This window comes from Bradyrhizobium sp. WSM4873 (genome assembly GCF_055811355.1).
The window spans coordinates 128,181-151,756 of the sequence record NZ_JBVVPS010000006.1 but is presented as its reverse complement, the minus strand read 5'-3'; the positions used below and the strand labels follow the sequence as shown (position 1 = coordinate 151,756).

Annotated in this window: 19 protein-coding genes and 1 tRNA gene; 15 read left to right on the top strand and 5 right to left on the bottom strand. The window is 61.5% G+C overall.

Features of this window, described 5'->3' with window-relative positions:
- The first annotated feature begins 249 nt into the window (after nucleotides 1-249).
- Nucleotides 250-783, top strand: coding sequence for a DUF805 domain-containing protein (locus AC0L21_RS11680; protein WP_473261410.1), 534 nt, complete (start codon nucleotides 250-252; stop codon nucleotides 781-783).
- Here the strand turns inward: AC0L21_RS11680 and AC0L21_RS11675 are convergent.
- Nucleotides 780-1,814 (bottom strand): cysteine synthase A, encoded by a 1,035-nt coding sequence (locus AC0L21_RS11675; RefSeq protein ID WP_473261407.1) that lies wholly within the window; start codon nucleotides 1,812-1,814, stop codon nucleotides 780-782. The genes AC0L21_RS11680 and AC0L21_RS11675 overlap by 4 nt on opposite strands.
- A 210-nt stretch (nucleotides 1,815-2,024) precedes the next feature.
- Between AC0L21_RS11675 and AC0L21_RS11670 the strand changes: the two genes are divergently transcribed.
- Nucleotides 2,025-4,280: a protein kinase domain-containing protein gene (locus AC0L21_RS11670; RefSeq protein WP_473261405.1), complete on the top strand. Its 2,256-nt coding sequence runs from the start codon at nucleotides 2,025-2,027 to the stop codon at nucleotides 4,278-4,280.
- Here AC0L21_RS11670 and AC0L21_RS11665 read toward each other — a convergent pair.
- Nucleotides 4,231-4,941 carry a hypothetical protein gene (locus tag AC0L21_RS11665; RefSeq protein WP_473261403.1) on the bottom strand — a complete coding sequence of 237 codons (711 nt, stop codon included), beginning with the start codon at nucleotides 4,939-4,941 and terminating at the stop codon, nucleotides 4,231-4,233. The genes AC0L21_RS11670 and AC0L21_RS11665 overlap by 50 nt on opposite strands.
- A gap of 548 nt (nucleotides 4,942-5,489) precedes the next feature.
- Between AC0L21_RS11665 and AC0L21_RS11660 the strand changes: the two genes are divergently transcribed.
- The 6 genes from AC0L21_RS11660 (at nucleotide 5,490) to AC0L21_RS11635 (ending at nucleotide 15,688) form a co-directional block, all read left to right on the top strand.
- Nucleotides 5,490-6,974, top strand: coding sequence for an efflux transporter outer membrane subunit (locus tag AC0L21_RS11660; RefSeq protein WP_473261401.1), 1,485 nt, complete (start codon nucleotides 5,490-5,492; stop codon nucleotides 6,972-6,974).
- Nucleotides 6,964-8,373, top strand: a complete 1,410-nt coding sequence (locus tag AC0L21_RS11655) for an efflux RND transporter periplasmic adaptor subunit (protein WP_473261399.1) — start codon at nucleotides 6,964-6,966, stop codon at nucleotides 8,371-8,373. Before AC0L21_RS11660 ends, AC0L21_RS11655 begins: the two co-directional genes overlap by 11 nt.
- 36 nt (nucleotides 8,374-8,409) lie before the next feature.
- Nucleotides 8,410-11,559 (top strand): efflux RND transporter permease subunit, encoded by a 3,150-nt coding sequence (locus AC0L21_RS11650; RefSeq protein ID WP_473261397.1) that lies wholly within the window; start codon nucleotides 8,410-8,412, stop codon nucleotides 11,557-11,559.
- A complete protein-coding gene (locus AC0L21_RS11645) occupies nucleotides 11,559-14,663 on the top strand; it encodes an efflux RND transporter permease subunit (RefSeq protein ID WP_473261394.1) in 3,105 nt (1,034 codons plus the stop codon). Before AC0L21_RS11650 ends, AC0L21_RS11645 begins: the two co-directional genes overlap by 1 nt.
- A gap of 41 nt (nucleotides 14,664-14,704) precedes the next feature.
- Nucleotides 14,705-15,439 (top strand): tRNA-uridine aminocarboxypropyltransferase, encoded by a 735-nt coding sequence (locus tag AC0L21_RS11640; protein ID WP_473261392.1) that lies wholly within the window; start codon nucleotides 14,705-14,707, stop codon nucleotides 15,437-15,439.
- Nucleotides 15,440-15,614: 175 nt separating this feature from the next.
- Nucleotides 15,615-15,688 (top strand) — tRNA-Cys (locus AC0L21_RS11635).
- 73 nt (nucleotides 15,689-15,761) lie between these two features.
- Here the strand turns inward: AC0L21_RS11635 and AC0L21_RS11630 are convergent.
- Nucleotides 15,762-16,928 carry a tyrosine-type recombinase/integrase gene (locus AC0L21_RS11630; protein WP_473261390.1) on the bottom strand — a complete coding sequence of 389 codons (1,167 nt, stop codon included), beginning with the start codon at nucleotides 16,926-16,928 and terminating at the stop codon, nucleotides 15,762-15,764.
- Nucleotides 16,929-16,951: 23 nt separating this feature from the next.
- Nucleotides 16,952-17,527, bottom strand: a complete 576-nt coding sequence (locus AC0L21_RS11625) for a hypothetical protein (RefSeq protein ID WP_473261386.1) — start codon at nucleotides 17,525-17,527, stop codon at nucleotides 16,952-16,954.
- Between the two features lie 116 nt (nucleotides 17,528-17,643).
- Between AC0L21_RS11625 and AC0L21_RS11620 the strand changes: the two genes are divergently transcribed.
- The 5 genes from AC0L21_RS11620 to AC0L21_RS11600 all read left to right on the top strand — a co-directional run bounded on the left by AC0L21_RS11620 (nucleotide 17,644) and on the right by AC0L21_RS11600 (nucleotide 20,815).
- Nucleotides 17,644-17,841 carry a helix-turn-helix domain-containing protein gene (locus AC0L21_RS11620; RefSeq protein ID WP_473261384.1) on the top strand — a complete coding sequence of 66 codons (198 nt, stop codon included), beginning with the start codon at nucleotides 17,644-17,646 and terminating at the stop codon, nucleotides 17,839-17,841.
- A 170-nt stretch (nucleotides 17,842-18,011) separates the two neighbouring features.
- A complete protein-coding gene (locus AC0L21_RS11615) occupies nucleotides 18,012-19,625 on the top strand; it encodes an AAA family ATPase (protein ID WP_473261382.1) in 1,614 nt (537 codons plus the stop codon).
- A complete protein-coding gene (locus tag AC0L21_RS11610; RefSeq protein WP_473261379.1) occupies nucleotides 19,622-19,885 on the top strand; it encodes an HGGxSTG domain-containing protein in 264 nt (87 codons plus the stop codon). Before AC0L21_RS11615 ends, AC0L21_RS11610 begins: the two co-directional genes overlap by 4 nt.
- Complete coding sequence (locus tag AC0L21_RS11605; RefSeq protein ID WP_473261377.1) at nucleotides 19,882-20,442, top strand: hypothetical protein; 561 nt, start codon at nucleotides 19,882-19,884, stop codon at nucleotides 20,440-20,442. Before AC0L21_RS11610 ends, AC0L21_RS11605 begins: the two co-directional genes overlap by 4 nt.
- On the top strand, nucleotides 20,432-20,815 hold the full coding sequence (locus AC0L21_RS11600; protein WP_473261375.1) for a hypothetical protein: 384 nt from the start codon (nucleotides 20,432-20,434) through the stop codon (nucleotides 20,813-20,815). Before AC0L21_RS11605 ends, AC0L21_RS11600 begins: the two co-directional genes overlap by 11 nt.
- Before the next feature lie 145 nt (nucleotides 20,816-20,960).
- Here the strand turns inward: AC0L21_RS11600 and AC0L21_RS11595 are convergent, their stop codons facing one another.
- Nucleotides 20,961-21,980, bottom strand: a complete 1,020-nt coding sequence (locus AC0L21_RS11595) for a hypothetical protein (protein ID WP_473261373.1) — start codon at nucleotides 21,978-21,980, stop codon at nucleotides 20,961-20,963.
- Between the two features lie 227 nt (nucleotides 21,981-22,207).
- Here AC0L21_RS11595 and AC0L21_RS11590 point away from each other — a divergent pair, with 227 nt between their 5' ends.
- Together AC0L21_RS11590 and AC0L21_RS11585 are read left to right on the top strand one after the other, a co-directional pair.
- Nucleotides 22,208-22,471, top strand: coding sequence for a helix-turn-helix domain-containing protein (locus AC0L21_RS11590; RefSeq protein WP_473261371.1), 264 nt, complete (start codon nucleotides 22,208-22,210; stop codon nucleotides 22,469-22,471).
- Nucleotides 22,472-22,705: 234 nt separating this feature from the next.
- A complete protein-coding gene (locus AC0L21_RS11585; protein ID WP_473261369.1) occupies nucleotides 22,706-23,569 on the top strand; it encodes a BrxR family helix-turn-helix transcriptional regulator in 864 nt (287 codons plus the stop codon).
- Nucleotides 23,570-23,576 lie beyond the last annotated feature (7 nt).

Genomic DNA, 23,576 nt, shown 5'->3' with positions numbered 1-23,576 from the left:
CGGCCTCGCCCGCCGGCAATGTCGAGACCTACACGCGGGAGCTCGAAGCGGGCTACCGCCAGTTCTGGCGCGACTATTGTGCTGCGGCGTCGGAAGGCGGCGAGGGCGCCTGACTCGGCCTGCCAGACGAACGCCCCAAATTGCGAAGGTCAAGTTAGTCCTCCGGAAACCATGCGCCGGTGCGCGACCGGGCCGGTTCATGGCTCCGAAAGCTATTTCTTGGCATTTGGCGCCAAAAAGGGTGCGCCAATGCTTGGTTTCGTCTTCGGCTTGAACGCCCGGCTCGGGCGATTGCATTTCTTCCTCGCCACGGTCGCGCTTGCCATCGTGATGACGGCAATCTGCTTTGCGATCGCAACGGCGGTGCTGCGCAACACCTCGCCCGGCGCGATCCGGCCTGAAGATCTCACCAGGAGCTGGGCGATGAACGCCGCGATCATCTTCTTCGGGGTTGCCACCTTCACGCTGCAATCGATGCGCATCCGCGACATCGGTTGGGATCCGGTCTGCGTGGTGCCTGCCTGGTTCGCGCTCGTGATCGTCGACCATGTCGTCGCGGGCCGGTTTCCGGCCTGGGCGATCGGGCAGGAGCACCAGGCGACGGCGGTCGGCGCGCTGGTCAACCTCGGGCTGATGCTCGCGCTCATGTTCTGGCCGAGCGGCGACAGCGAAGGCTCCTACGGCGCTCCCCTCCCGCCGCGCACGCGCGCGATCAAACCTTCGCTATCGAACGAGCGCCTCGGGCGGGTGTCGCAGGGATCGTCGCGACCGACCTGGGGCTAGACGAACGGCAGCTTGATGTTGCTGCGCTTCTCCAGCCATTCCGGCACGGGAAGGCTCTTGGCGCGCATGAAGTCCGCATTGAACAGCTTCGACTGGTAACGGCTGCCGGAATCGCAGAGCACGGTGACGATCGTCTTGCCGGGCCCGAGCTGTTTTGCGAGACGCATCGCGCCGGCGACGTTGACGCCGGTCGAGCCGCCGAGGCACAGGCCTTCGTGCTGGAGGAGTTCGTAGATCACCGTCACCGCTTCGGCATCGGGGATGAGATAGGCGTCGTCGACCTTTGCGCTCTCGACGATTGCGGTCGCCCGGTTGAGACCGATGCCCTCGGTGATCGAGCCGCCCGGCGTCGCCTTGGCGTCGCCCGTTCTGAAATATTCATACATGCCGGCACCGTGCGGGTCGGCGCAGGCGATCCTGACGTCCTTGCTCTTCTCTTTCAGGAAGCGGCTGGTGCCGGCCAGCGTGCCGCCGCTGCCGACGGAGCAGACGAAACCGTCGATCTTGCCGCCGGTCTGCTCCCAGATCTCGGGACCTGTGGACTCGTAATGCGCCTTCGCATTGTCGAGGTTGTTCCACTGGTCGGCGAACAGCACGCCGTTGGGCTCCGTCTTGCGCAGCTCGTCGGCAAGGCGGCGCCCGACATGCTGGTAGTTGTTCGGATTGGAATAGGGCAGTGCCGGTGATTCCAGCAGCTCGGCGCCGCACAGCTTCAGAAAATCCTTCTTCTCCTGGCTCTGCGTCTCCGGGATCACGATCAGCGTGCGGTAACCGCGCGCGCTGGCCACGACCGCGAGGCCGATGCCGGTATTGCCGGCGGTCGATTCCACCACAAGACCGCCGGGCTTGAGCTCGCCGCGCTTCTCGGCCTCCAGGATCATCCATTTGCCGGCGCGATCCTTCACCGACTGGCCGGGATTCATGAATTCGGCCTTGCCCAGGATGGTGCAGCCGGTCAGTTCGGAAGCGCGCTTGAGCTTGATTAGCGGGGTGTTGCCGATGGCTTCGACAACGTCGTTTCGAATGGTCATGTCAGGCACTTACCGGTCGATTTTGCAATTACTGGACGACCCTAAAGGAGGGGGGCTGGGCATACAAGCCGGCCGGCCAAACTCTTATTGTTGCTTTGCGGCAAAGGAGGTTTCCGGGCGCCCGTGTTCCGCGGCCACTGGTGCTGAAAATTGTCTCACGCTAGTTTGACAACCGGGTCGCGATGGAAGTGATTTCGCGTTGGGGCACAAATGATTGAGAATGCACTTATTGGAGCGCTCGAAGGAGCACTCGAGGCGATCGACACAAATTATCTCGACGGTCACGCCGGTTCGCCGAGCCTGACTGGAAAACTCCTCGATGCGCTCAGTGGCCTTTCGAAGCCGCCCAATCCGATGGAAGCGTTTTCGCCATTCGAGTTCTGGCTTCGTGTCACGGTCTCAACCGCAACGTTTGATCAATCTGAGCTGCACAGGTTAAGGCGGCTCTACGAAGTACTGGCATGCACTGGTTGCTCGACAGAAGCGGAGGGCGCGATAGGCTTTCTGCTTTGTTGCCGTAGTGCGGATCAGGCTCAAGCGGTCAAAGCCGGGCGCTCGTCGGTGATGTCCGCAGGCGATATTCTACAAGCGGACACCGCGCTTGCAAGTGCCAGTGAGTATCTGGCCAGCCCCGCCGTGCGCAGTTGGATCGCCAGCTATTACGGGATTGACCGGTCCAAGATCGTAGATGCGCACGCCGAAGTGACGATGATCGCGTCGGGCACCACTTCCTATGTGATCCGATATGGCGGTTCGGCAGACTACGTTTTCAAACTCGTCAAGCCGCAATTCATGGGAAGCTCTCTCATCAGGGATCAAACCTCATCCTATGGGAGCCTTCTCCGGACTCAGGCGGCGGCCAATCCGCGTCTTCCTCGCGTTCTCGCGGCCGGCGGATCCTATATCCAAATGGAGTTCATCGACGGTAGCAGCCTCGCCGACATCATGGAGCGCGGGGAACTGGACAAGATGACGGTCAATGAGCGAAGGGAGTTATTGTTCGGGATCATCGGAAACCTCGAAGCATTGCGGTCGCCGCACCTGGACCTATCACCGGGCAATATCATGGTCGAAAACCTGCCGGTGGGGCATGATAAAATCCGTCGCTTCAGCGTTCGTCTTATCGACTTCGGCTATAATTATCTCCTGCGCGAGGGACTTTCCGGGCTGCCGATCCGCAGTGATATTGTACGTTACAGTGCACCGGAGATGATGGCCGGCGCATACGAAGGAAGCACCAAGGCGGATATTTATTCGCTCGGAATGGTCATTCTCGACATCATGCGACCATCGTCGAATGCAATCGATTTGTCCGTTCAACTCGATCGCCTTTGGCAAGTCCATCCTCAACTTGCGTCGATCGTTGAGGAGCTGATCGCCATCGATCCTGTCGACAGGGCATCATGGTCGGATGGATTGGATCAAACAGCCGCGTATGGCGCGTTGAGGCGGCGGCTGGAGCAAGAAGAGCAGATAACGAAACTCATCGATACGCGAGTTGAGGTGTCCGCTGCCTGGGGAGGATTCGAGCCGCTTGTCCAACAAATCGTGAAGATCGTTCGTGAGCTCCCGACGTTGGGGAAGCTCACCGACAAGGACGCCTACAGTGCGAATGCGAAATATCTCTACTGCTGGGGCGCGGTTATTAACACGTCCATCGTCGCATCGCTGGTCTATTGTGGATACAAGCTCTTTCAGACTGTGCATCCAACCGACGCAATACCCGCAAATCTGTGGTCGCCCAGCGGGTGGGTGAAAGGCACGATCGACAAGCTAAACGCGAGCGTGTTTGGACCACCTGAAATTCAGTCGGTCATAGCAGGGCAGACTCTCGCATTCGCGATCGTCCTGGTGGTGTCACAATACTACAACTCCATATTTTCGTCGATTACAACGCGATCGGTGCGCACCCGCGCAGCTCGATGGGCCGAGCGTACCATGAGATTAACTCCGTTTGGGATCATGCTGCTGTGCGTGTCGACCGCAGGGTTGTTTCCGACCTGGTGGTACGTCACGTCCTTGATCGGGCCGCTGATAACGGCGGCAAATAATTTTGCGGCCTGGGATTTTTGTAGAACCGTTCGACAGGAGGCGAGCGGTCGCTCAATTGCGGGTAATCTCGAGACAACTGACATCACCAGGTTCGACGAGACGTTTAGCGGATGGTGGATGTCTATGATCGGCACGGGCGTGTTCATCTGCCTCGTCGGCCTGTTGTTGAGGTTCGGCCCCGTCCATGACGAGGCATTCTGGGGCCTCGTCATGGCGCTCCTGTGCTATTACGCTCTCCACAAATACGCGAGCACCGATATGGGAGCACTGGTGCGCGGAGGAATCCGAAGATACGTCAAGGTCGCGGAGCGAATGCAGGCCGCTGGACACCAACAAGGTGCTGCTCCACCGTCGGCATTGGAGTTCAGTCGTCCCGATAGCCCCGGGCGAGGAATTTCCACAGCAGAATTGTAACGACGTGCCCGAACGGAGCTTTTGTGATCGGGATGTCTGGCCTAGTTTGCCGAAGTTTGGTGATCAACACATCGCGGCTGTACTTCGGAATGAAATGGTCGAAGTTTCCGAAGATGAACTGCGATGCGGACCCCAGTGAACCTAAATTGTTAACAGGACTGATTGAATTCAACCGCGCAGTGAAGTCTGCTTGACGCAGTCCCGTTGCTTCGGCCTTGATGCGCAAATGATGTGACGCGGGGCTGTTGAAGGTGAGCCAGTCTCCGCTATGACCACTCGCGACGGATATCAGGTCGAGATGATATTTGTTGGCCAGATAGGTCGCTGCGAAATTCCCCATGCTCATGCCGATGAGCAGCGGATGCCGTCCCGATTTCCGGATGGTCGCAAGGTCCTCGACGAATGTTTTTTCGGTCTCGGTCAAGCAAAGAACCGGTATGTCAGGCGTCGAGCTCACGATTCCCTGAGGAGCTTCGTTGCATGTAAAGTACGACTTCGGGAGAAGACGCAGAGCTTCTGCTGCTTCGATCGATACATTCCAAGGCAGAAAAATGATGATGCGACTCTGGGCATTTCCAAACTTGCGACGAAAGGAGATGGATTGATCGTCGAGCTCGTCAATTCTGCGCAACAGGCTCAGGCGATCGAATAGACCCAGCATGCGTGCGAGCTCTGAGCTTTGAAGGGGGCAAGGGATTGTTCGAACACGGGGCCGACCAGTAGGCCCTCCAGCATCCGTTCTGCATCAAAGGATTTCGGTGCGCCAGCAGGAATCTCTTACCAGCGAGAGGGATGAATGTGCGAAGCCCGGAACTGCGCGGCTCGGCCGGCGTGGCGCCAGTTCCTGCTGGGCCCCGCTAACTGTGCTACAGCGCAGCTCAGGAGAGCGCCTGCCTAGCTTCCCCCAGGTGTAGCGCTAATGTCACATGAATTCTTGGTAAGCTTGAAAGCGCTTTGTGATGCATGAAAAATGAAAAAGTCACTGCAAGACAGGCATATCTTGCATTTGTGCCGTCGTGCCATCATCGCGCGGGCACTGCCTATCTCGCACCTGCGGGACTGTCCCGCAGTTCCGCGTCCGGCTAGTATGAGACGCAAGGTTTCGCTGAAAGCATCACCTGTGAACGAGTTATCCAAAGCCCCCCGACGACCGCGCTGCGAATCGGCTAATCCGGCCGCGCGGTGGCGGCTCGATCTGCCCGCCGGGGGGTGGATGTGACACAGCAAGTTCCGGCGATCGCCGTGCGGCGGTCTCCAGGTCCTGCGTCCCAGACGTATCGTGCGGCGCGCTGGCTTGCGGCGTTGTGGCTGGCCGCCAGCTCTGGCGCCTGCGTGTTGACTCAGGACCTTCCGGACCCCGCTCTGGACGTTCCCACGCAATACAAATACGCCGGGAAGGGCGATGCGCCGCCCTCGCTGGATTGGTGGCGCAGCTTCCGCTCCGCAGAGCTGACGCAGCTGATGGAAGAGGCGCAGACCGTCAATCTCGACATTGCCGCCGCCGTTTCGCGCATCGTCCAAGCCGACGCCCAGGCCCGGCAGGCGGGTGCGGCGCTGCTGCCGAGCCTTTCCGGCACCGGGCAGGAGGCCTATTCGCGCACCTCCGGCTCCTCCGCCTCGGGGCTCACCAATGGCGGCCGTGAGGTCGTCAACTACCAGGCTTCGCTAAGCGCGAGCTACCAGCTCGATTTCTGGGGTCAGAACCGGGACGCACTCCAGACCGCGGAAGAAACGGCGCATGCCAACCGTTTCGATCGCGACGTCGTTGCGCTGACGACGCTTGCGGGTGTGGCTAACGCCTATTTCCAGGTGCTGGCCTCGCAGGATCGCATCAGGACCTCACAGCGCAACATCGCGAGCGCGCAGCGCATCCTTGATGCCGTCAGGGAACGGCGCAAAGCCGGCACCGGCACCGACCTCGACGTCGCCCAGCAGGAGAGCGTGCTCGCAAACCAGAAGGCACTGGTGCCGCCGCTGCGCCAGACGCTCGACCAGAACGTCAATGCTCTTGCAGTCCTGGTGTCGCGGCCGCCGGAGAGCGTGCGGGTGCTCGGCGGCTCGCTGAACCGGATCGCCATTCCCCGCGTGACGCCGGGACTGCCGTCGGAGCTCCTGACGCAGCGGCCCGACATTCGCCGGCAGGAGGCCCAGCTCGCCTCCGCGACAGCGAACGTCGGCAATGCCCGCGCGCAGTTCTTTCCGACGATCCAACTGACCGGCAATGGCGGTTATCAGAGCTCGGCCCTGGTCTCGCTATTCCAGCCGCATGCGGCGTTCTTCCAGCTCGTCGGCAGCGCGACGCAGCCGATCTTCGACGGCGGCAAGATCCTCGGCAATTTCGAATTTGCCAAGGCGCGACAGGACGAATTGCTCCAGACCTACCGCAAGACCATCATCCAGTCGTTTGCCGATGTCGATAACGCGCTGTTCTCGATCAAGCAGACCACGATCAGGCTGCAATTGCAGCGTGACGTCCTCAACGCCTCCCGCCGCGCCTTCGATCTCTCCGAGCAGCAATTGCGCGCCGGCACCGCCGACATCGTCACCGTGCTCAATACGCAACTGACCCTGTTCCAGGCGGAAGACGCGCTGTCGCAGGCGCAACTTGCCCGCCTTCTTGCTATCGTCAGCCTGTATCAGGCGCTCGGCGGCGGCTGGGAGCCGAGGATGGAGAAACCGGTCAATGCTCTTTAAGCCGGATACGAAGCAGGGCGCGAAGGAGGGAACGGCGAAGACGTCGCGCGGGCGCGGCTTCGTCATGACCCTGATCACGCTCGCGATCCTCGGCGGGCTCGGCTACTACGGCTGGACCACCTGGCACCAGCAGCCGCAGCAGGCGAACAGCCGCAACCAGCGGCCCGATCTGCCGGTGCCGGTGCTGGCGGCGACGCCCCGCATCCAGGACGTTCCCGTGTATCTCGACGGCGTCGGCGCGATCCGCGCACTCAACACCGTGACCGTTCGTTCGCAGGTCGACGGCAAGCTGATTGCGGTCAATTTCACCGAGGGACAGGACGTCAAGAAAGGCGACGTGGTCGGCGAGATCGACCCGGCGCTCTACCAGGCGACGTACGATCAGGCCGTCGCCAAGAAGGCGCAGGACCAGGCCCAGCTCGCCAACCAGCGCATCGACCTCACGCGCTACGAGCAGCTCGCGGCGTCCAATGCCGGATCCAAGCAGCAGGCCGACACCCAGCGCGCGCTGGTCGCGCAGACCGAGGCGCTGGTCAAGGCCGACCAGGCGGCGATCGACAATGCGGCGGCGACGCTGAGCTACACCAAGATCGTGGCGCCGATCTCGGGCCGCGCCGGTCTGCGCCAGGTCGACCAGGGCAACATCATCCATGCCTCCGACACCACTGGCCTCGTGGTGATCACGCAATTGCAGCCGATCGCGGTGTGGTTCAGCCTGCCGCAGCAGCAGATCATGCGGGTCAACGCCGCGGCGTCGAAGGGCCCACTCGCGGTCGATGTGTTCGGCAATGACGGCCTCACCGTGATCGACACCGGCAAGCTCACCGGCATCGACAACCAAGTCGACCAGACCACCGGCACGCTCAGGCTCAAGGCCGAATTCCCCAACGCCAACTACCAGCTCTGGCCCGGCCAGTTCGTCAATGTCCGCCTCAAGGTCGAGACCTTGACGCAGGCGCTGGTGGTGCCGACGTCGGCGGTGCAGCGCGGCCCGATCGGCACCTTCAGCTATGTCATCGGCGAGGATAACGTGGTCGCGGCCAAGCCCGTGACGGTGACGCAGCAGAACGAGCATGACGCCGTCATCGCCAGCGGCCTGTCGGCGACCGATAAGGTCGTCACGACGGGGTTTGCCAATTTATCCGACGGCTCCAAGGTCGTCATCGGCCGCGACGACCAGACCCCGTCGGCCGATCTCGCGCCGCGCAAGCGCTCGCGCGGGCCGGATGGTCAGAAGAAGGATGGCGCAAAAGACGGCCAGAAGGACGGACAAGATAAGGACGGCGAGTTCCGCGCCAAACGCAAGAGCAGCGAAGGCGACCAGAAGGGCCAGACCGGACCGGCACCAGGGCCTCCGTCAAGTCCGGGTGCATCGGGAAGTGGAGCCAGGCAGCCATGATCCCGACAACAGCCGCCTGAGCGGCAGGCGCATCCCATGGGCGTCTCCGAACCCTTCATCCGACGGCCGATCGCGACCTCGTTGCTCGGCATCGCGCTTCTGATCGGCGGGCTGCTGGGCTATTTCGCGCTGCCGGTCTCGGCACTGCCGCAGGTCGATTTCCCGACCGTGCAGGTGACGACGCAATTGCCCGGCGCGAGCCCCGACGTGATCGCTTCGCTGATCACCGCGCCGCTGGAGCGGCAACTCGGCCAGATCCCGTCGCTGTCGGCGATGAACTCGACCAGCTCGTTCGGCGTCAGCCAGATCTCGCTCCAGTTCGATCTCAATCGCGACATCGACGGCGCCACCCAGGATGTCCAGGCCGCGATCAATGCGGCGGCCGGCGTGCTGCCGAAGACGCTGCCTTATCCGCCGACCTACGCCAAGGTGAACCCGGCCGATGCGCCGGTGATGACTTTGGCGCTACGCTCCGACACGATTTCGTTGCGGGCGATGAGCGACATCGCCGACACGCTGCTGGCGCAGCGGCTGAGCCAGATTTCCGGCGTCGGTCGCGTCTCGGTCCTGGGCGGGTTGAAGCCGGCCGTCCGCATTCAGGCGGATCTCGCGCGGCTTGCAGCCTATGGCATCGCCATGGAAGACCTGCGCACCGCGATTGCCAATGCCAACGTCTCGGGGCCGAAAGGCTCGCTCGACGGCGCGCAGCAATCCTACATCATCGCCGCCAATGACCAGATCGCCGCCGCCGACGCCTACAAACCTGTCATCGTCGCCTACCGCAACGGCTCGCCTGTCACGATCGCCGACGTCGCCCAGATCGTCGACGGCCTCGAGAACGACCGCACGGGCGGCTGGTACCAGGGCTCACCCGCCGTCATCATCGACATCCAGCGTCAGCCCGGCGCCAATGTGATCGACGTCGTCAGCCAGATCCGCGCGGAAATCCCGAAGGTCCAGCGCGCCATACCGGCCGGGGTGAACCTCACCATCGTCTCCGACCGCACCGTCACCATCCGTGCCTCGGTGCGCGACGTGCAGTTCACGCTGATTCTGAGCGTCGTGCTGGTGACGCTGGTGGTGCTGCTGTTCCTGCGTTCGCTCCGCGCCACGCTGATCGCCGGGGTGGCGCTACCGCTGTCGCTGATCACCAGCTTCGGCATCATGTATTTCGCCGGATTCAGCCTCGACAATCTATCGCTGATGGCGCTCACCATCGGCACCGGCTTCGTCGTCGACGACGCCATCGTGATGATCGAGAACATCGTCCGCCACATGGAAAACGGCGACAGCGCGATGGAGGCGTCGCTCAAGGGCGCCAGCGAGATCGGCTTCACCGTGATCTCCCTGACGGTCTCGCTGATTGCGGTGTTCATCCCGTTGTTGTTCATGTCGGGCCTCGTCGGCCGCATGTTCCGCGAATTCGCGCTGACGCTGACGATCGCGGTCGTGACCTCGGCCGTGGTGTCGCTGACGCTGACGCCGATGATGTGCTCGCGCTTGCTGAAGCATGCCCATGAAGAGCTGGCCGTGCCGGGTCTTGCCGCGGTCAGCCGCTTCATCGACCGCACCGTCGGGTTCTATCACCGCACGCTGCTCTGGGTGCTGGAGCGCCAGCGCGCGACGCTGGTCGTGACCTTCGCCACGCTGATCGCGACCCTGGCGCTCTATGTCGTCGCGCCGAAGGGCTTCCTGCCGCTGCAGGACACCGCCTCGATCACGGCGGTGACCGAAGCCGGTCCGGACGTGTCGTTCGCGGAGATGCAGAAGCGGCAGGCCGCCGCAGCCGACGCCATCAAGGCCGACCCTGACGTGACCGGCGTGGTCTCGGTGATCGGGGCAGGGTCGGTCAATCCGACCACCAATGTCGGCCGGCTTGTCATGACGCTGAAACCTCGCGGCGAGCGGCGCGACGATGTCAGCGTCGTCATCACCCGGCTGAAGGAGAGGGTGTCGGCCATCCCCGGCATGACCGTCTACTTCCAGCCGGTGCAGGACGTGCAGATCTCGACCCAGTCGAGCCGCTCGCAATACCAGTACACGCTGACCGGCACCGACGCTGCCCTGGTGTCGGAATGGGCGCGCAAGCTGGTTGCGGAGATGCGGCGCGATCCGCTGTTCCGCGACGTCTCCTCGGAGGCGCAGGAAGGCGGTCTGCGGGCGCAGCTCACGGTCGACCGCACCCGCGCCGGCCAGCTCGGCGTCAGCCTCCAGGGCATTACCGACACGCTCAACGACGCGTTTGCGCAGCGCCAGATATCGACGATCTACGGCCAGGCCAACCAGTACCGCGTGGTGCTGGAAGCGCTGCCGATGTACCAGCGCGATCCCTCGATCCTGTCGAAGCTTTATCTGCCGGGCGCGGCGAGCGCGACCGCAGGTGCGCCCAACGCACAGGTGCCGCTCTCCGCCGTGGCGACGCTGACCCGCACCACCGCGCCGCTCGCGATTTCGCATCAGGCGCAATTCCCGTCGATCTCGCTCAGCTTCAACCTCGCGCCGGGCGCGGCGCTTGGCGATGCCGTCGAAGCCGTGAAGACCATCGAGACCCGGATCGAGATGCCCAACAGCATCGTCGGCGTCTATGCCGGCGATGCTGCCGAATTCGCCAAGGCACTCGCCGGCCAGCCCTGGCTGCTGCTCGCCGCGGTGATCACGATCTATATCGTGCTCGGCGTGCTCTACGAGAGCTACATCCATCCGATCACGATCCTCTCGACCCTGCCGTCGGCCGGCGTCGGCGCGATCCTGGCGCTGATCCTCTGCGGGCAGGACCTCTCGGTGATCGGGCTGATCGGCATCATCCTGTTGATGGGCATCGTCAAGAAGAACGCGATCATGATGATCGACTTCGCGCTCGAGGCCGAGCGCGGGCAGGGGATGTCGCCCAACGAAGCCATCGTGCAGGCTTGTCTGCTGCGCTTCCGTCCGATCATGATGACGACGCTGGCCGCCCTGTTCGGCGCGCTGCCGCTGGCGATCGAGAGCGGCACCGGCGCCGAGCTGCGCTTTCCGCTCGGCATCTCCATCATCGGCGGCCTGCTGCTCAGCCAACTGCTCACGCTCTACACCACGCCGGTGATCTACCTGGCGCTCGACCGCATCAACCGCCGCCTCGAGCAGGCGCTGCCGCCGGCCGAACCCGGCGGGCCGCCGGTCGCGGGCGCGACCGAGGGGATGCAGTGATGGCATCGATCTCGGAGCCCTTCATCCGCCGCCCGGTCGCGACCACGCTGCTGTCGATCGGGTTGTTCCTGCTGGGCATCGTGGCCTACGAGTTCCTCCCCGTCGCCTCGGTCCCGAACGTCGATTTCCCAGCCATCTTCGTTTCTGCCAGTCGTCCCGGCGCCGACCCGTCCGTGATGGCCGCGACGGTCGCCTCGCCATTGGAACGTCGGCTCGGCGAGATTGCGGGCATCAACCAGATCACCTCGACCTCTTCGCTCGGCACGACCAACATCCAGCTCCAGTTCGACATCGGCCGCAACATCGACAAGGCCGCGCGCGACGTGCAGGCGGCGATCAACGCGTCCCTGGTCGACCTGCCCAGCGATTTGCCGACGCTGCCGCGCTTCCGCAAGGCCAATACCGCGGGCGCGCCCGTCTTCGTTCTGGCGCTGACCTCGAAGACGCTGTCGGCCAGCGCGATCTACGACGTCGCCGATACCGTGCTGGCGCAGCGCATCTCGCAGGTCCCCGGCGTCGGTAACGTGGCGATCAGCGGCGCCGACCAGCCTGCGGTGCGCATTCAGCTCAATCCGGTGGCGCTGTCGAATGCCGGCATTGCCACCGATGACGTCAGGACTGCGATCATCAACGCCAACCCGCTTGGCCCCGTCGGCATTTTCAATGGCGAGCGCCAGAGCGAAACGCTGTCGCTCAACAGGCAGATGCGGACGGCGAAAGAGTTCCGAGACATCGTCATCAAGAGCTCGAACGGCAATTTCGTCCGGCTGGCCGACGTCGCCGAGATCGAGGACTCCGTCCGTAACGCCCGTTCCATCGCCTGGTTCAACAAGCAGCCGGCGGTGCTGATCCAGATCACCAAGCAGGGCGACGCCAATGTCATCGACACAGTCGACCGGGTGAAGGCGCTGATCCCCGCGCTGAAGCAATGGATTCCGGCCGGCGTGGATGTGTCCACCCTGGTCGACCGGACCAGCACGATCCGCGCCAGCGTACTGGACATGCAATGGACATTGCTGGCGACCGCCATCCTCGTGATGGTCGTCGTGTTCGTGTTCCTAAGGCGGATCACGCCGACGATCGCGGCCGGAATCTCGGTGCCGCTGGCGCTGGCCGGGACCTGCGCCGGCATGTGGGTCGCGGGCTTCTCGATCGACAATCTGTCGCTGATGGCGCTGGCGATCTCCGTCGGCTTCGTGGTCGACGACGCCATCGTCATGATCGAGAACATGTACCGCAATCTCGAGCACGGCATGCGGCCGCTCCAGGCGGCATTGGACGGCGCCCGGCAGATCGGCTTCACAGTGCTATCGATCAGCCTGTCGCTGATCGCGGCCTTCACGCCGCTGATCTTCATGGACGGCATCGTCGGCCGGCTGCTGCGCGAGTTCTCGCTGACGCTGACCTTCGCGATCCTGGTCTCGACCCTGGTGTCGCTCACGGTCACGCCGATGATCTGCGCCCATTATATTCGGCAGACCACGTCCGGCACGGCGACCCTGTTCGACCGGATCATTGAGGGCTCGCTGTCGCGCATCGTCGCGTTCTACACGCGCACCTTGCGCACCGTGCTGGAATATCCGCTGCTGACGCTGCTGGTGTTCTTCGCCACCATTGCGTTGACGGTGACGCTCTATATCAAGGTGCCCAAGGGCTATTTCCCGACCGACGATTCCGGCTTCGTCATCGGGGCGACGCGCGCCTCGGCCGACATCTCGTTCCAGTCCATGCTCAGCCTGCAGCAGCGGCTCGCCGACATCGTGATGCAGGATCCGGCCGTGGCTGGCATCGGCTCCACCGTCGGCAGCGGCGGCGGGCCGGGTGGCGCGACCTCCAATCGCGGCACCATGTTCATCAGCCTGAAGCCGCCGGAGGAGCGCGATCACGTCTCGACCCAGGTGGTGATCGACCGTCTCAGGCGGGCCCTGTTCCCGGTTCCCGGCATCCGGCTCTTCATGTTCGCCGCCCAGGACGTGCGCGCCGGCGGACGGCAGAGCGATTCCGACTACCAGTACACACTGACCAGCACCGACCTTGGCCTGTTGCAGAAGTGGGCCCCGATCGTTGCCAAGCGCATGGAAAGTGTCGAGGGCATCACCGACGTGTCCAGCGACCGCGATCCCGGCGGGCTTCAACTGACCTTGTCGATCGACCGCCAGAAGGCCTCGGCGCTCGGCGTCCGCGTCCAGGACATCGACAACGCGTTGAACAACGCGTTCTCGCAGCGGCAGATCTCGATCATCTACACCCAGCGCAACCAGTACATGACCGTGCTGGAGATCGATCCGAAATTCCAGGTCGACCCCTCCAACCTCGATCGCATCTATGTCGCCGCAGCGGGCGACGCGCAGGTGCCGCTGTCGGCCGTGGTACATGCGACGCGCGGGCTCGCCGCGCTCGCGGTCTATCATTCGCAGTCGTTCCCATCGACCACGGTGTCGTTCAACCTGTTGCCGGACGTCCAGATCCAGGCGGCAACGCAGAACATCCAGCGCGCGGTCGAGGAACTGCACATGCCGGAGGGCATCCGCGGCAGTTTTGATGGCAATGCCGGCGATTTCGCCAGGACCAGCGGCCGCCAGCCGCTCCTGATCCTCGGCGCGCTGGTGGCGATGTATATCGTGCTCGGCGTGCTCTATGAGAGCCTTGCTCATCCGCTCACGATCATCTCGACGCTGCCCTCGGCCGGACTCGGCGCATTGCTGGCCCTGCAGATCACCAACACGCCGCTGACGGTGATCGCCTTCGTCGGGATCATTCTCTTGATCGGCATCGTCAAGAAGAACGGCATCATGATGGTGGATTTCGCGCTCGATGCCGAGCGCCAGCGCGGCCTGTCATCGGCGGAGGCGATCTTCGAGGCCTGCCAGGCGCGCTTCCGGCCGATCCTGATGACGACGATGGCGGCATTGTTCGCCGGCATTCCGCTGGTGGTCGCGACCGGGCCCGGCACGGAACTGCGCCGCCCGCTCGGCATCACCATCATCGGCGGGCTGTTCGTCTCGCAGATCCTGACGCTCTACACCACGCCCGTGATCTACCTGCTGATCGACCGTCTGCGTCGTCGCTCTGAGCCGCGCCCGCTGGCTGCGCCGGCGGAATAGGCGGGTTGTTGAACCGCCGTGCAGAGCGTATAGCGGCGACCATGTCGAACCCCACCGCCGCCGCGCCGGCCGATCCGATCCCCGAATGCCCGCACTGTCAGAAGCCGATGCCGCTGTGCATCTGCGACAGCGTCACGCCCATCAAGAACCGGCTCTCGCTCCTGATCCTTCAGCATCCGCAGGAGCAGGACAGGGCGCTCGGCACCGCCCGGCTGCTTGCGAAGCATTTCGCCGGTGCCACGCTGCGGGTCGGCTTGTCCTGGCCGAGCCTGTCCAAGGCTCTGGGGCAACCGATTGAGAACGCCTCGCACTGGGCCGTGCTCTATCTCGGCTCGGCGCATGCCACCGATCTCGAGGCCGAGGGCGAAATCCTGGCGCTCAACCGCAAGGGCGATGTCGCGGACAACCAGCGCGCGCGCCTCGGCAAGCTCGAAGGTGTGGTGCTGCTCGACGGCACATGGAGTCAGGCCAAGGCCCTGTGGTGGCGTAACCCCTGGATGCTGAAATGCCAGCGCGTCATCCTCAACCCGGCCGCGCCATCGCGCTACGGGCGGCTGCGCAAGGAGCCTCGGAAGGACGGACTGTCGACCATCGAGGCCGCAGCGACGATCCTCTCCACTCTGGAGAAGCGCCCGGACATCGCCGAGACGCTGAATGCCAGTTTCGAACGGATGTTAACCCGCTACCGCGAGGTCCAGACCGAGATGCCCGAACTGGCGCCAAAGCCGCCGGTGAAGGACCGCCGGCGCGGTGTCCGACGGGGCAAGCGGGCCTGACTCCGACCCCGATCATCCGTACGGGCGATTGTCCCGCGAGAGGCGGGCGGAGACAGCGATCCCGTACATCGCGACCGATGAGATTCTCCTCCGATATCTCGGCGGCGGGAAGGCGTAGCTGCCCGGTCGGGGTTGCCTAAACCCGTGATCCCCTATATTGCTCCGCCCTCGTTGGGGCCACGTGGCGGAGTGGTTACGCGCCGGTCTGCAAAACCGTTTACTCGGGTTCGAGTCCCGACGTGGCCTCCATCACAACCCATTGAAAAATCAATTGATCTTTTTGTTCTCATTCGGCGGCAATGGCTGATTGCTACCGGATTTGCTACCCAATGGTCTTTTCGATGCCGCGGATGGCGGCCTTCATCGCGCGGTCCAGGTCAGCGGCAGCATTTTCCTGCATTCCGGGGATGACGTGGCTATAGAGGTCTAGGGTGATCCCCACACGGCTGTGGCCGAGCCGCTCGCTGGCGACCTTGGGATGGACCCCCATAGCCAACAGGTGAGTGGCGTGAGCATGCCTGAGATCGTGAAACCTCAGCTTGGCCAGCCCAGTCTTTGCAATGGCGAACCCCCATTGCTGCGAGACGTGGATGGGCGGCACCATGGAACCGTCTGGGTGGCTTACCACAAAATCATCGTCTGAAATTCGCTTGCCCAGCTTGAGGAGGTCTTCAGCCAGCCGAGCTCGGTGTGTACGAAGCTCGTCGGCCACAGTCTGGGGCAGGGCGACTGTGCGCCCCTTGCCGCTCTTAGGCGACTTGAACCGCAGGCCGGCCTTGGTTTGTTCCACGCTCTCCACGACGGAAAGCTGCGCACCGTCCAGATCAACGTTACGCCAACGAAGCGCACAGATTTCACCCCGGCGAAGGCCGCACATCACCGCCAGAAGCGACGGCATGAAAATCGACTTGCCACGAAGGGCCTCGAGAATCAGGGCGGTTTCTGTCAGGTCGTATGTGGAGACAGGCTTCCATTCGACCTTAGGTGGGTCGACGGCATCAGCTGGATTGCGGATCAAGAGCTCCCATTTGACGGCCTGGGATAAGGCTTGCTTGAGAACGCGGTGCATGTGCCCGACAGTACGGGGGGCAAGTCCCCCAGAACGGCCATCCCGCCGGCCACTTTTTAGAGCTGCTGCGTAACTCTCGCTGATCTGGACCGGTCGCAGCTTTGTCAGGAGCAGGGCTCCCAGCGCTGGTAAAATGTTTGTCTTAACGAGCCCAGAATAGCGCTCGTGCGATTTTGGCGTGACCTGCGATTTGATGTGGTCCAGCCAACGATCAAGGAACTGATTGAGTGTGATCTTCGAAGGCTCGATATAGGTCCCATCGCTCATCGCAGCGATCAGCCGTGCGCATTCAGTCTGAGCCTGACGCTTGGTACCTTTGAAGGTATGCCACTTACGCTTGCGGTTGCCCCTTGCTGGGTCCGGCTGATCCAGAATGATTGCCCAATGCCCGGGCGAGCGCTCGCGAATATGCCCCTTCATTGCTCACCTGTCCGTTTTTTTGGTCATGGAAGCTGAACCACACTGGCCCTCAAAGCATCGGCCTCATTTGCCTGCCTGAGGGCAGCCGCAATCGACTGTAGTCCTCCATCTTCGAGATAAGCTCGCACATTAATATAGCTTGCTCTGCCGGCCTCCCCACCGAAGAAGCTGTGATTAACGGTCTCTTTTGCCCGGTCGAACCAAGTGATGACGGCATAGAGATCGTTGCGCGCTACCTCCAAGTTGAGGCGAGTAGGAAATTCAGTCATCCGCAGCAAAGCAACTAAGGCTGATTTGAAATCCCGCCTCCCCGTTAATAGGCATTTCCTTCCTGGCCTCGTTCGTGAGCCGACACATTGAAACTCAGCCACCGTTCGGACGCGATCATCCGTCTCGGACAAATTGTCGGTCACCAACATGGCGATGATGATCATCGCGACTGTTGTTGCGGAGGCAGGAAGCCCATTACCGCGACCCCGGCCAACAGGAGCGGGTAGCAGACCCAAGCGAACGAGTGCACGCTGCCGTTCATAGATGGCGGCGGGTGTGGTGCCGAGGGCCTCGGCCAATACAGGACTAAACGCTTTGAGACTAATCATGACCAGGACACTAGGTATGCCACATAAAGTGGTGGATGTACAAATTATTTCACTGGCGGCTTCAGGTCGTCCTCAGATAAACGTATGGTCACCACTTATAACATTGGAGTTCACAAGTGAAGAAATCAACGGACGGCAGCGACGACGAGCGTCTCGTGTACACAGTCCCCGAGGCCGGGGCGCTGCTCGGCCTCAACCGGAACGCCAGCTACGGCGCCGCGAAGTGCGGTGACATCCCGACCGTGCGCTTTGGGAAGAAGCGGCTGCGCGTGCCCAAGGCCATGTTTCACAAGATGCTGGAAGAGAAGCGCTGATCCCGCAGGTGAGACACCTTTCTACCAGCGGCGAAACTGACCGGTGAATTAAGCGAAGCCTGGATCCAAACGCAGTGCGCGAGGGACGGTCACAGACGGTGGCGTCGCGCGCGAAAAGGCAGACCACAGATGAACAAGGTGCTTCCGCATTACGCGAGCGAGATTCACGAGTGAAGGATAAAGTCCCACATCAGCCTAACGCAAACGGCTCCCCTGAGCTTAATGGGGGCGTCGCAAACATTGTAGCGCTCAATGGTGACCATCAAACGGATCACCTGTTCGACGATGACAAACGTAAATACGGCGCCCGCGCCGCTGGGATATATCGCGATGCAGTTCGTGACGTCGCGCTCGCGCCGGCAAGTTCGAAGCTGGTTGCGTTTCGCGAATCTACCAAAGATTTGGCAGAGGCCGTTCCCGGTTGGCTCCCGAAGAACGTGGTGGTCGACCGTCTTGTCGGGATCGCCGGGACTTACAACTGGTTCGACATAGGCAGAGAGGAGGTCGAGCGCATCGTCGGATCGGTCTTCACGAAGGGAAGGTCGCCGGCATCGCCCACGAACCCGACATCAAGCAGAAAACGGTCGCTGCTCGTCCGTCGCGCAAGTGATTTGCGACCGGAAAAGCTCCGGTGGGTGTGGCCGGGACGAATCCCGGAAGGCAAGCTCGTTCTGATCGGTGGGCCACCCGGTCTGGGCAAGAGCCAGCTGACCACCTTCCTGGCGGCTACGATCTCGAATGGGGGGGCATGGCCCTGCGGCGAGGGCTCGGCCAACGCGGGAGACGTGATTATGCTGAGCGCCGAGGACGGCGTCGAAGACACGATCGTTCCGCGTTTGATCGCCGCCAACGCCGATATGAAGCGTATCCATATTGTCGAGGCGGCGACCAAACTGGATGGGACTGGACGGAAGACGTTCAGCCTCAAGACGGATGTGGATTTGCTGGAGGCGAGAGCGAAGGAAATTAAGAACGTCCGACTGATCGTCATTGATCCGATCTCTGCGTACATGGGCGGCGCAGACGGAAATGGAAACGTGGAAACCCGTGAAGTTCTCGAACCTTTGGCAGATATGGCCAGACGTTTGCGGATCGCCGTGGTCGCCGTCACGCATTTGAACAAAGGTGGGGCGGGCACTCAGAGCGCGTTGAATCGGTTTGCCGGATCGATCGCGTTTGTCGCGGCAGCACGTGCTGCGTTCGCCGTCGTCGACGACCCCGAGAACAACGGACGTCGGCTGCTCCTCCAAGCCAAGAACAACCTCGGCCCAAAGTGCGATGGCCTTGCCTTCCGAGTCGAGCAGCGCCTGGTTGAGGACGATATCCTCACATCAGGCGTTTCATTCGAGAATGAATACGTGGTGCATTCGTTGGATGAAGCCTTGGCGGCGTCAGAAAGCCCCGGCAAGCGCGATCGAACGAGCGGCCAGGAGACTGCCGAGTTTCTGGCGCAGCTCTTGGCTCAAGGTCCGGTGGATGTTCTTGAGGTCGAGCGGCAAGCACGCGCGGCTGGCTTGCTGGGCGAGGACAAGAGTCTCCGTCAGGACAAAGGATTCCGGCGAGCACGAGAGATCCTGGGTGTCGTCTCGACGCGCGAGGGCTTTGGGCCGGGATCACGATACCTGCTGAGCATCCCTGAGGCGGCATGTGCGCCCACGGCTGACATGTGCGCCCCGGATCCAAAGGGGGCGCGCATGGAGGAATTGGGCGCACATGAGGACCGAGCGGACGAATCAAGGCCGAACTCAGGGGGGGCCTTGGAAGAAGGAGTAACAACCCCATGAACCAAAGGACCGTCGTCCGATTAGCGAATATGAGATCGGCCGTGCGTTGCGGGGCGAAGACCAGAGCCGGAAGAAGCTGCCAATGCCCGGCCGTCCGCGGGCGTTCGAGGTGTCGCCTCCACGGAGGTCTCAGCCCCGGCGCACCTCGCGGCAACAAAAACGGGAACTTCAAGGAGGGCTTCTTCACGTGCGAAGCTGTGAGCGAGCGCAAGTGGGCGAGAGGCTTGATCGAGACCTACGCCAAGGAGACCGAGAAGTGACCGAGGTGCTGCCCCACCCTATCAACGGCTCGAAGCCATCTAACAGCCGCACGCGCGTAAAGCTGCGTCGCGTGAGCTCGGATCTTTCTAAGCCGTATCCGCCAGATGGCGACGAACAGCGCTGGTGGGACCGGCTGAAGGCCGCACTGGGCACGACGTCGAGCGATTTCGTGAATGCGACGCTGATGCAGATTCAGAATGCCTCACGCATGCCGTCCGGAGGCATTTCTGAGACGAGCGTTAACGCCGTGCTGGCGGTTATCGAGGCGGCTAAACCGAAAAACGAGATCGAGGCCACGCTTGCGATTCAGATGGCCTGCACGCATGCAGTCGCAATGGCCGTCTTGAATAGAGCGGGCGGCGCATATGGTGGCGACCGGCACGTGTCCTCAATGGCGTCAGCCGCAGCTCGCCTGCTGAATGCGTTTACCGCTCAAGTCGAGACTTTGCGCCGCGTTCGCAATGGAAGCTCGCAGTATATGCGAGTAGAGCACATCCATCTTGAACCGGGTGCCCAAGCAATTATCGGGAAAGTCGAGCAGTCTGATGGTTCATGAAGGTATACGCAGCCTGCATCGACGCGCCCACGCCGCTATCTCTGGTCAGATCAATTGGCCGGCTAGTCCGGACGACAGCGCTTCTATTTGGAAGATGCTGGCGGACTCGGGATTAACGGAAGAATTGCCGGATCGAACAACGAGATACACGGAGCCCGGCTTAGTTGACGAAATTGAACTGCTGCTCGTTTGCATCGGCGCCCTCTGCCCTTGGGAAATGCCGTTTTATTTGGAGCGGCACGGGTATGCTTCCGAAGAAGAGGCTATGGATGTGTGGGAAGCTGAAACGGAAGATGAAGCGCTTCGGCTAATAAGGCTGATTGTCTTCCGAGCGTACCGAGAGCGTTTCCTAAGATCGACATCCCGTCACTGAGGGGTTCCCCGGCTGGCGAGCTAAATGCTGCGTCTATGCGTTGCTTGACTACGGCTATGTCTATGAAGCTGTAGATCTTCGGTATGCTGCCGTTCCGGCGAAGGCGAAGCGACACCGATTCTGTCTCGCTTACCAAGCTTTTGGCTCACGTTGCAGATTTTGTGAGATAATTGCTCGCATCCTCGACGCGATCGAACACAAGCCTGGCAGGGATTTGCATTTTCTCCAGGTCTCGAAGTGCAACAGGAGAAGCGGCGAAGGCCGAGTGAGGATGCAAAGAGTGCAATCCTGTGACGACGCCGTACAATGCCGTTTCCATAGCTTCCAAGTTAGTCAGATCAATCAGTAGCGTTCTTGTACGCAGCAAACCTACGGCGAGTTGTCGAAGCGACTCGTGGTGTTGATTCGTCAGGGCTCCGAATAAACGTAGGCGATGGATGGACCCGGTGATGAGTATTAGTGCCGGCACCTCGTCGCGCAGATAGCCGAAGAGACCTTCAAGAGTCTCCATCGCCGGCGGAGCGTAGCAGGCTTCGAAGGCGAGATCGTAGATTAGACGGACCAACTGTCCTGCCGCTGTGGTAGCGCTGGGTGACTGAACCTGAAAACATGCCGCTCCAGCCGGCGTTCGGCAAATGACCTCGACTAGCATGCCGTCGAAGCCCGGGCGATCGGCGGAATGCGAGGAACTCGGCAACAGTTCATTAAGTCGGATCCAGAACGCATTTGCGCTTCTGGCGTCAATAGTACTGCCGTGAGTAAAGCGCGGTGAGAACGTGCTCGCGGAAGACGTCAACTCTAGACTCGTCTGGCCTTGTTCAGTGCTCGCCGGCCGCCGATCTGGGTTCGATCGGAGGTAATTTGAGATTGCCTGGTTTTCCAATAGCAGTGGCATAACCTTTAAATAGGCGCTCGCTAGCACGGGATTCTTTGTCAATCTCGTTAGTCGCTTCTCCTCGTTCTTCAGGGCGAGATCCATGTCCTCCTGTTGGAGAGGAAACAACTGGCGCGCCCACTCCGTTTTTAGCGACTGGGTCTCCGCAATTGCGTTCCAGTATCTCGCCGCAGCTTGGTGCATCGATGTTCTCGTTCTTCGGCGAGCGATCACGTCCAAGGTGAATCGTCTGATTTGCGGCTTCAACTCTCGAATTTCTTCGACATTCATGCCAGGCCAGCGAGATGCTTAACTAGCGCCGGAAAGCAAGGTTGCGAGCTCAATTTTGTCCCTAGGCAAATTCGATATTGCGGCTCTAGAACGGGGCAGGGCCTCTGCGTACAGGCATTTCGTGAGCGCCTATCGGCAACCGTCGTAGAAAACCGAGGTACAGACCTCGCCGATTAGTAGCACTATCGTCCGTGGTTTAATAGACCTACGAATGTTCGCTTGCGTGTATGAAGGCGCAAGCTTTAGTGGCCAGAAACATCAGACGGCTCCGCGTCAGCCGCGAGCTTTCGCAGGAGGCGCTCGCGGTGGATGCCGGAATCGACAGAACTTATGTTAGCCGACTGGAGCGAGGGATCGAGAATCCGTCGGTAGCGGTTCTCGAAAAGCTTGCGATTGCGCTTAGAGCATCGATACCGGAATTGTTCGTCGCGCCTGCGAAGGGAGAGGCGGCGCCACGCCCTCTCAAAGCAGGCCGCAGGCCCAAGCGGTAGAATTTTATTGAGCAGCGGATCACCCGGGTAGCACCGTGCTAGAAACGCGCTCCGCCCAAAATTGGAACCTTCCCCACAAGATTGCAAGTTGCATGATTCGCTTTTGCTCGTGAGATCGCCGATAGGTGTATCTCGATGCCCAAGCCAGATGTTGACTCACGGGAAATGCGTATAGTAAATATACTCATCGTACGAAGGGGTACGCTTAGTTTATATAACTATACGGGCAGCATTATGCGTTGGGGACTCGAGCGAAGGCTTGAATTTGTTGAATTTCGTCTCTTTTGGGAGGGTTCAATCAACCGCGCTGACGTCGTGGAGCGCTTTGGCCTTTCGGTTCCTCAGGCGTCGAAAGATCTAGCTTGCTACCAAGATCGCGCGCCCGGAAATATGGCGTACGATAAGCGCGGCAAGCGTTATGTCGCTGCCGAGAAGTTTGTCCTGCGTTTCCTCGACCCTGATCCATACGTCTACCTGGCGCAGCTTCGCTCTGTAACCGAGGGAGCCGTCCCCGCTCATGATTCATGGATCGCAGCGCTTCCCAATGCGGACGTTGCGCTAACCCCGAATCGGGACATCGACATTGAGGTCTTGCGCGGGATTCTCGACGCCGTGCGCACGGGAAACTCGGTGGAGATCTTCTATCAGTCGATGAACAGGGAACGACCGGATCCGATGTGGCGCCGGATCACGCCGCATGCCTTCGGCTTTGACGGTTTCCGCTGGCACGCCCGCGCCTATTGCCACCTTGAGAACCGGTTTAAGGACTTCCTGCTTCCGCGCATTCTAGAGCTGCGTGGTAGGGGCATTCCCGGGGCGATCAGCGAGCACGACTGGCTCTGGAACAATTTTTTCGATGTCATTATCGGGCCGCATCCCGATTTGACCGAGAGCCAGAAGAAGGTGGTTGCTAAGGACTATGGGCTCGACCACGGCAATAGTGCGCTTTCCGTGCGCTATGCAATGCTGTTCTATGTTCTGAAACGACTTGGCTTGCTTGGCGACGCAACGAAGCAGAATGCTCGTACACAGCATATTGTCGCGCTGAACCGCAAGGAGACGGAGGCTGCGCTTGAGAAGGCGGAGCTTCAGATATGACGGTGTT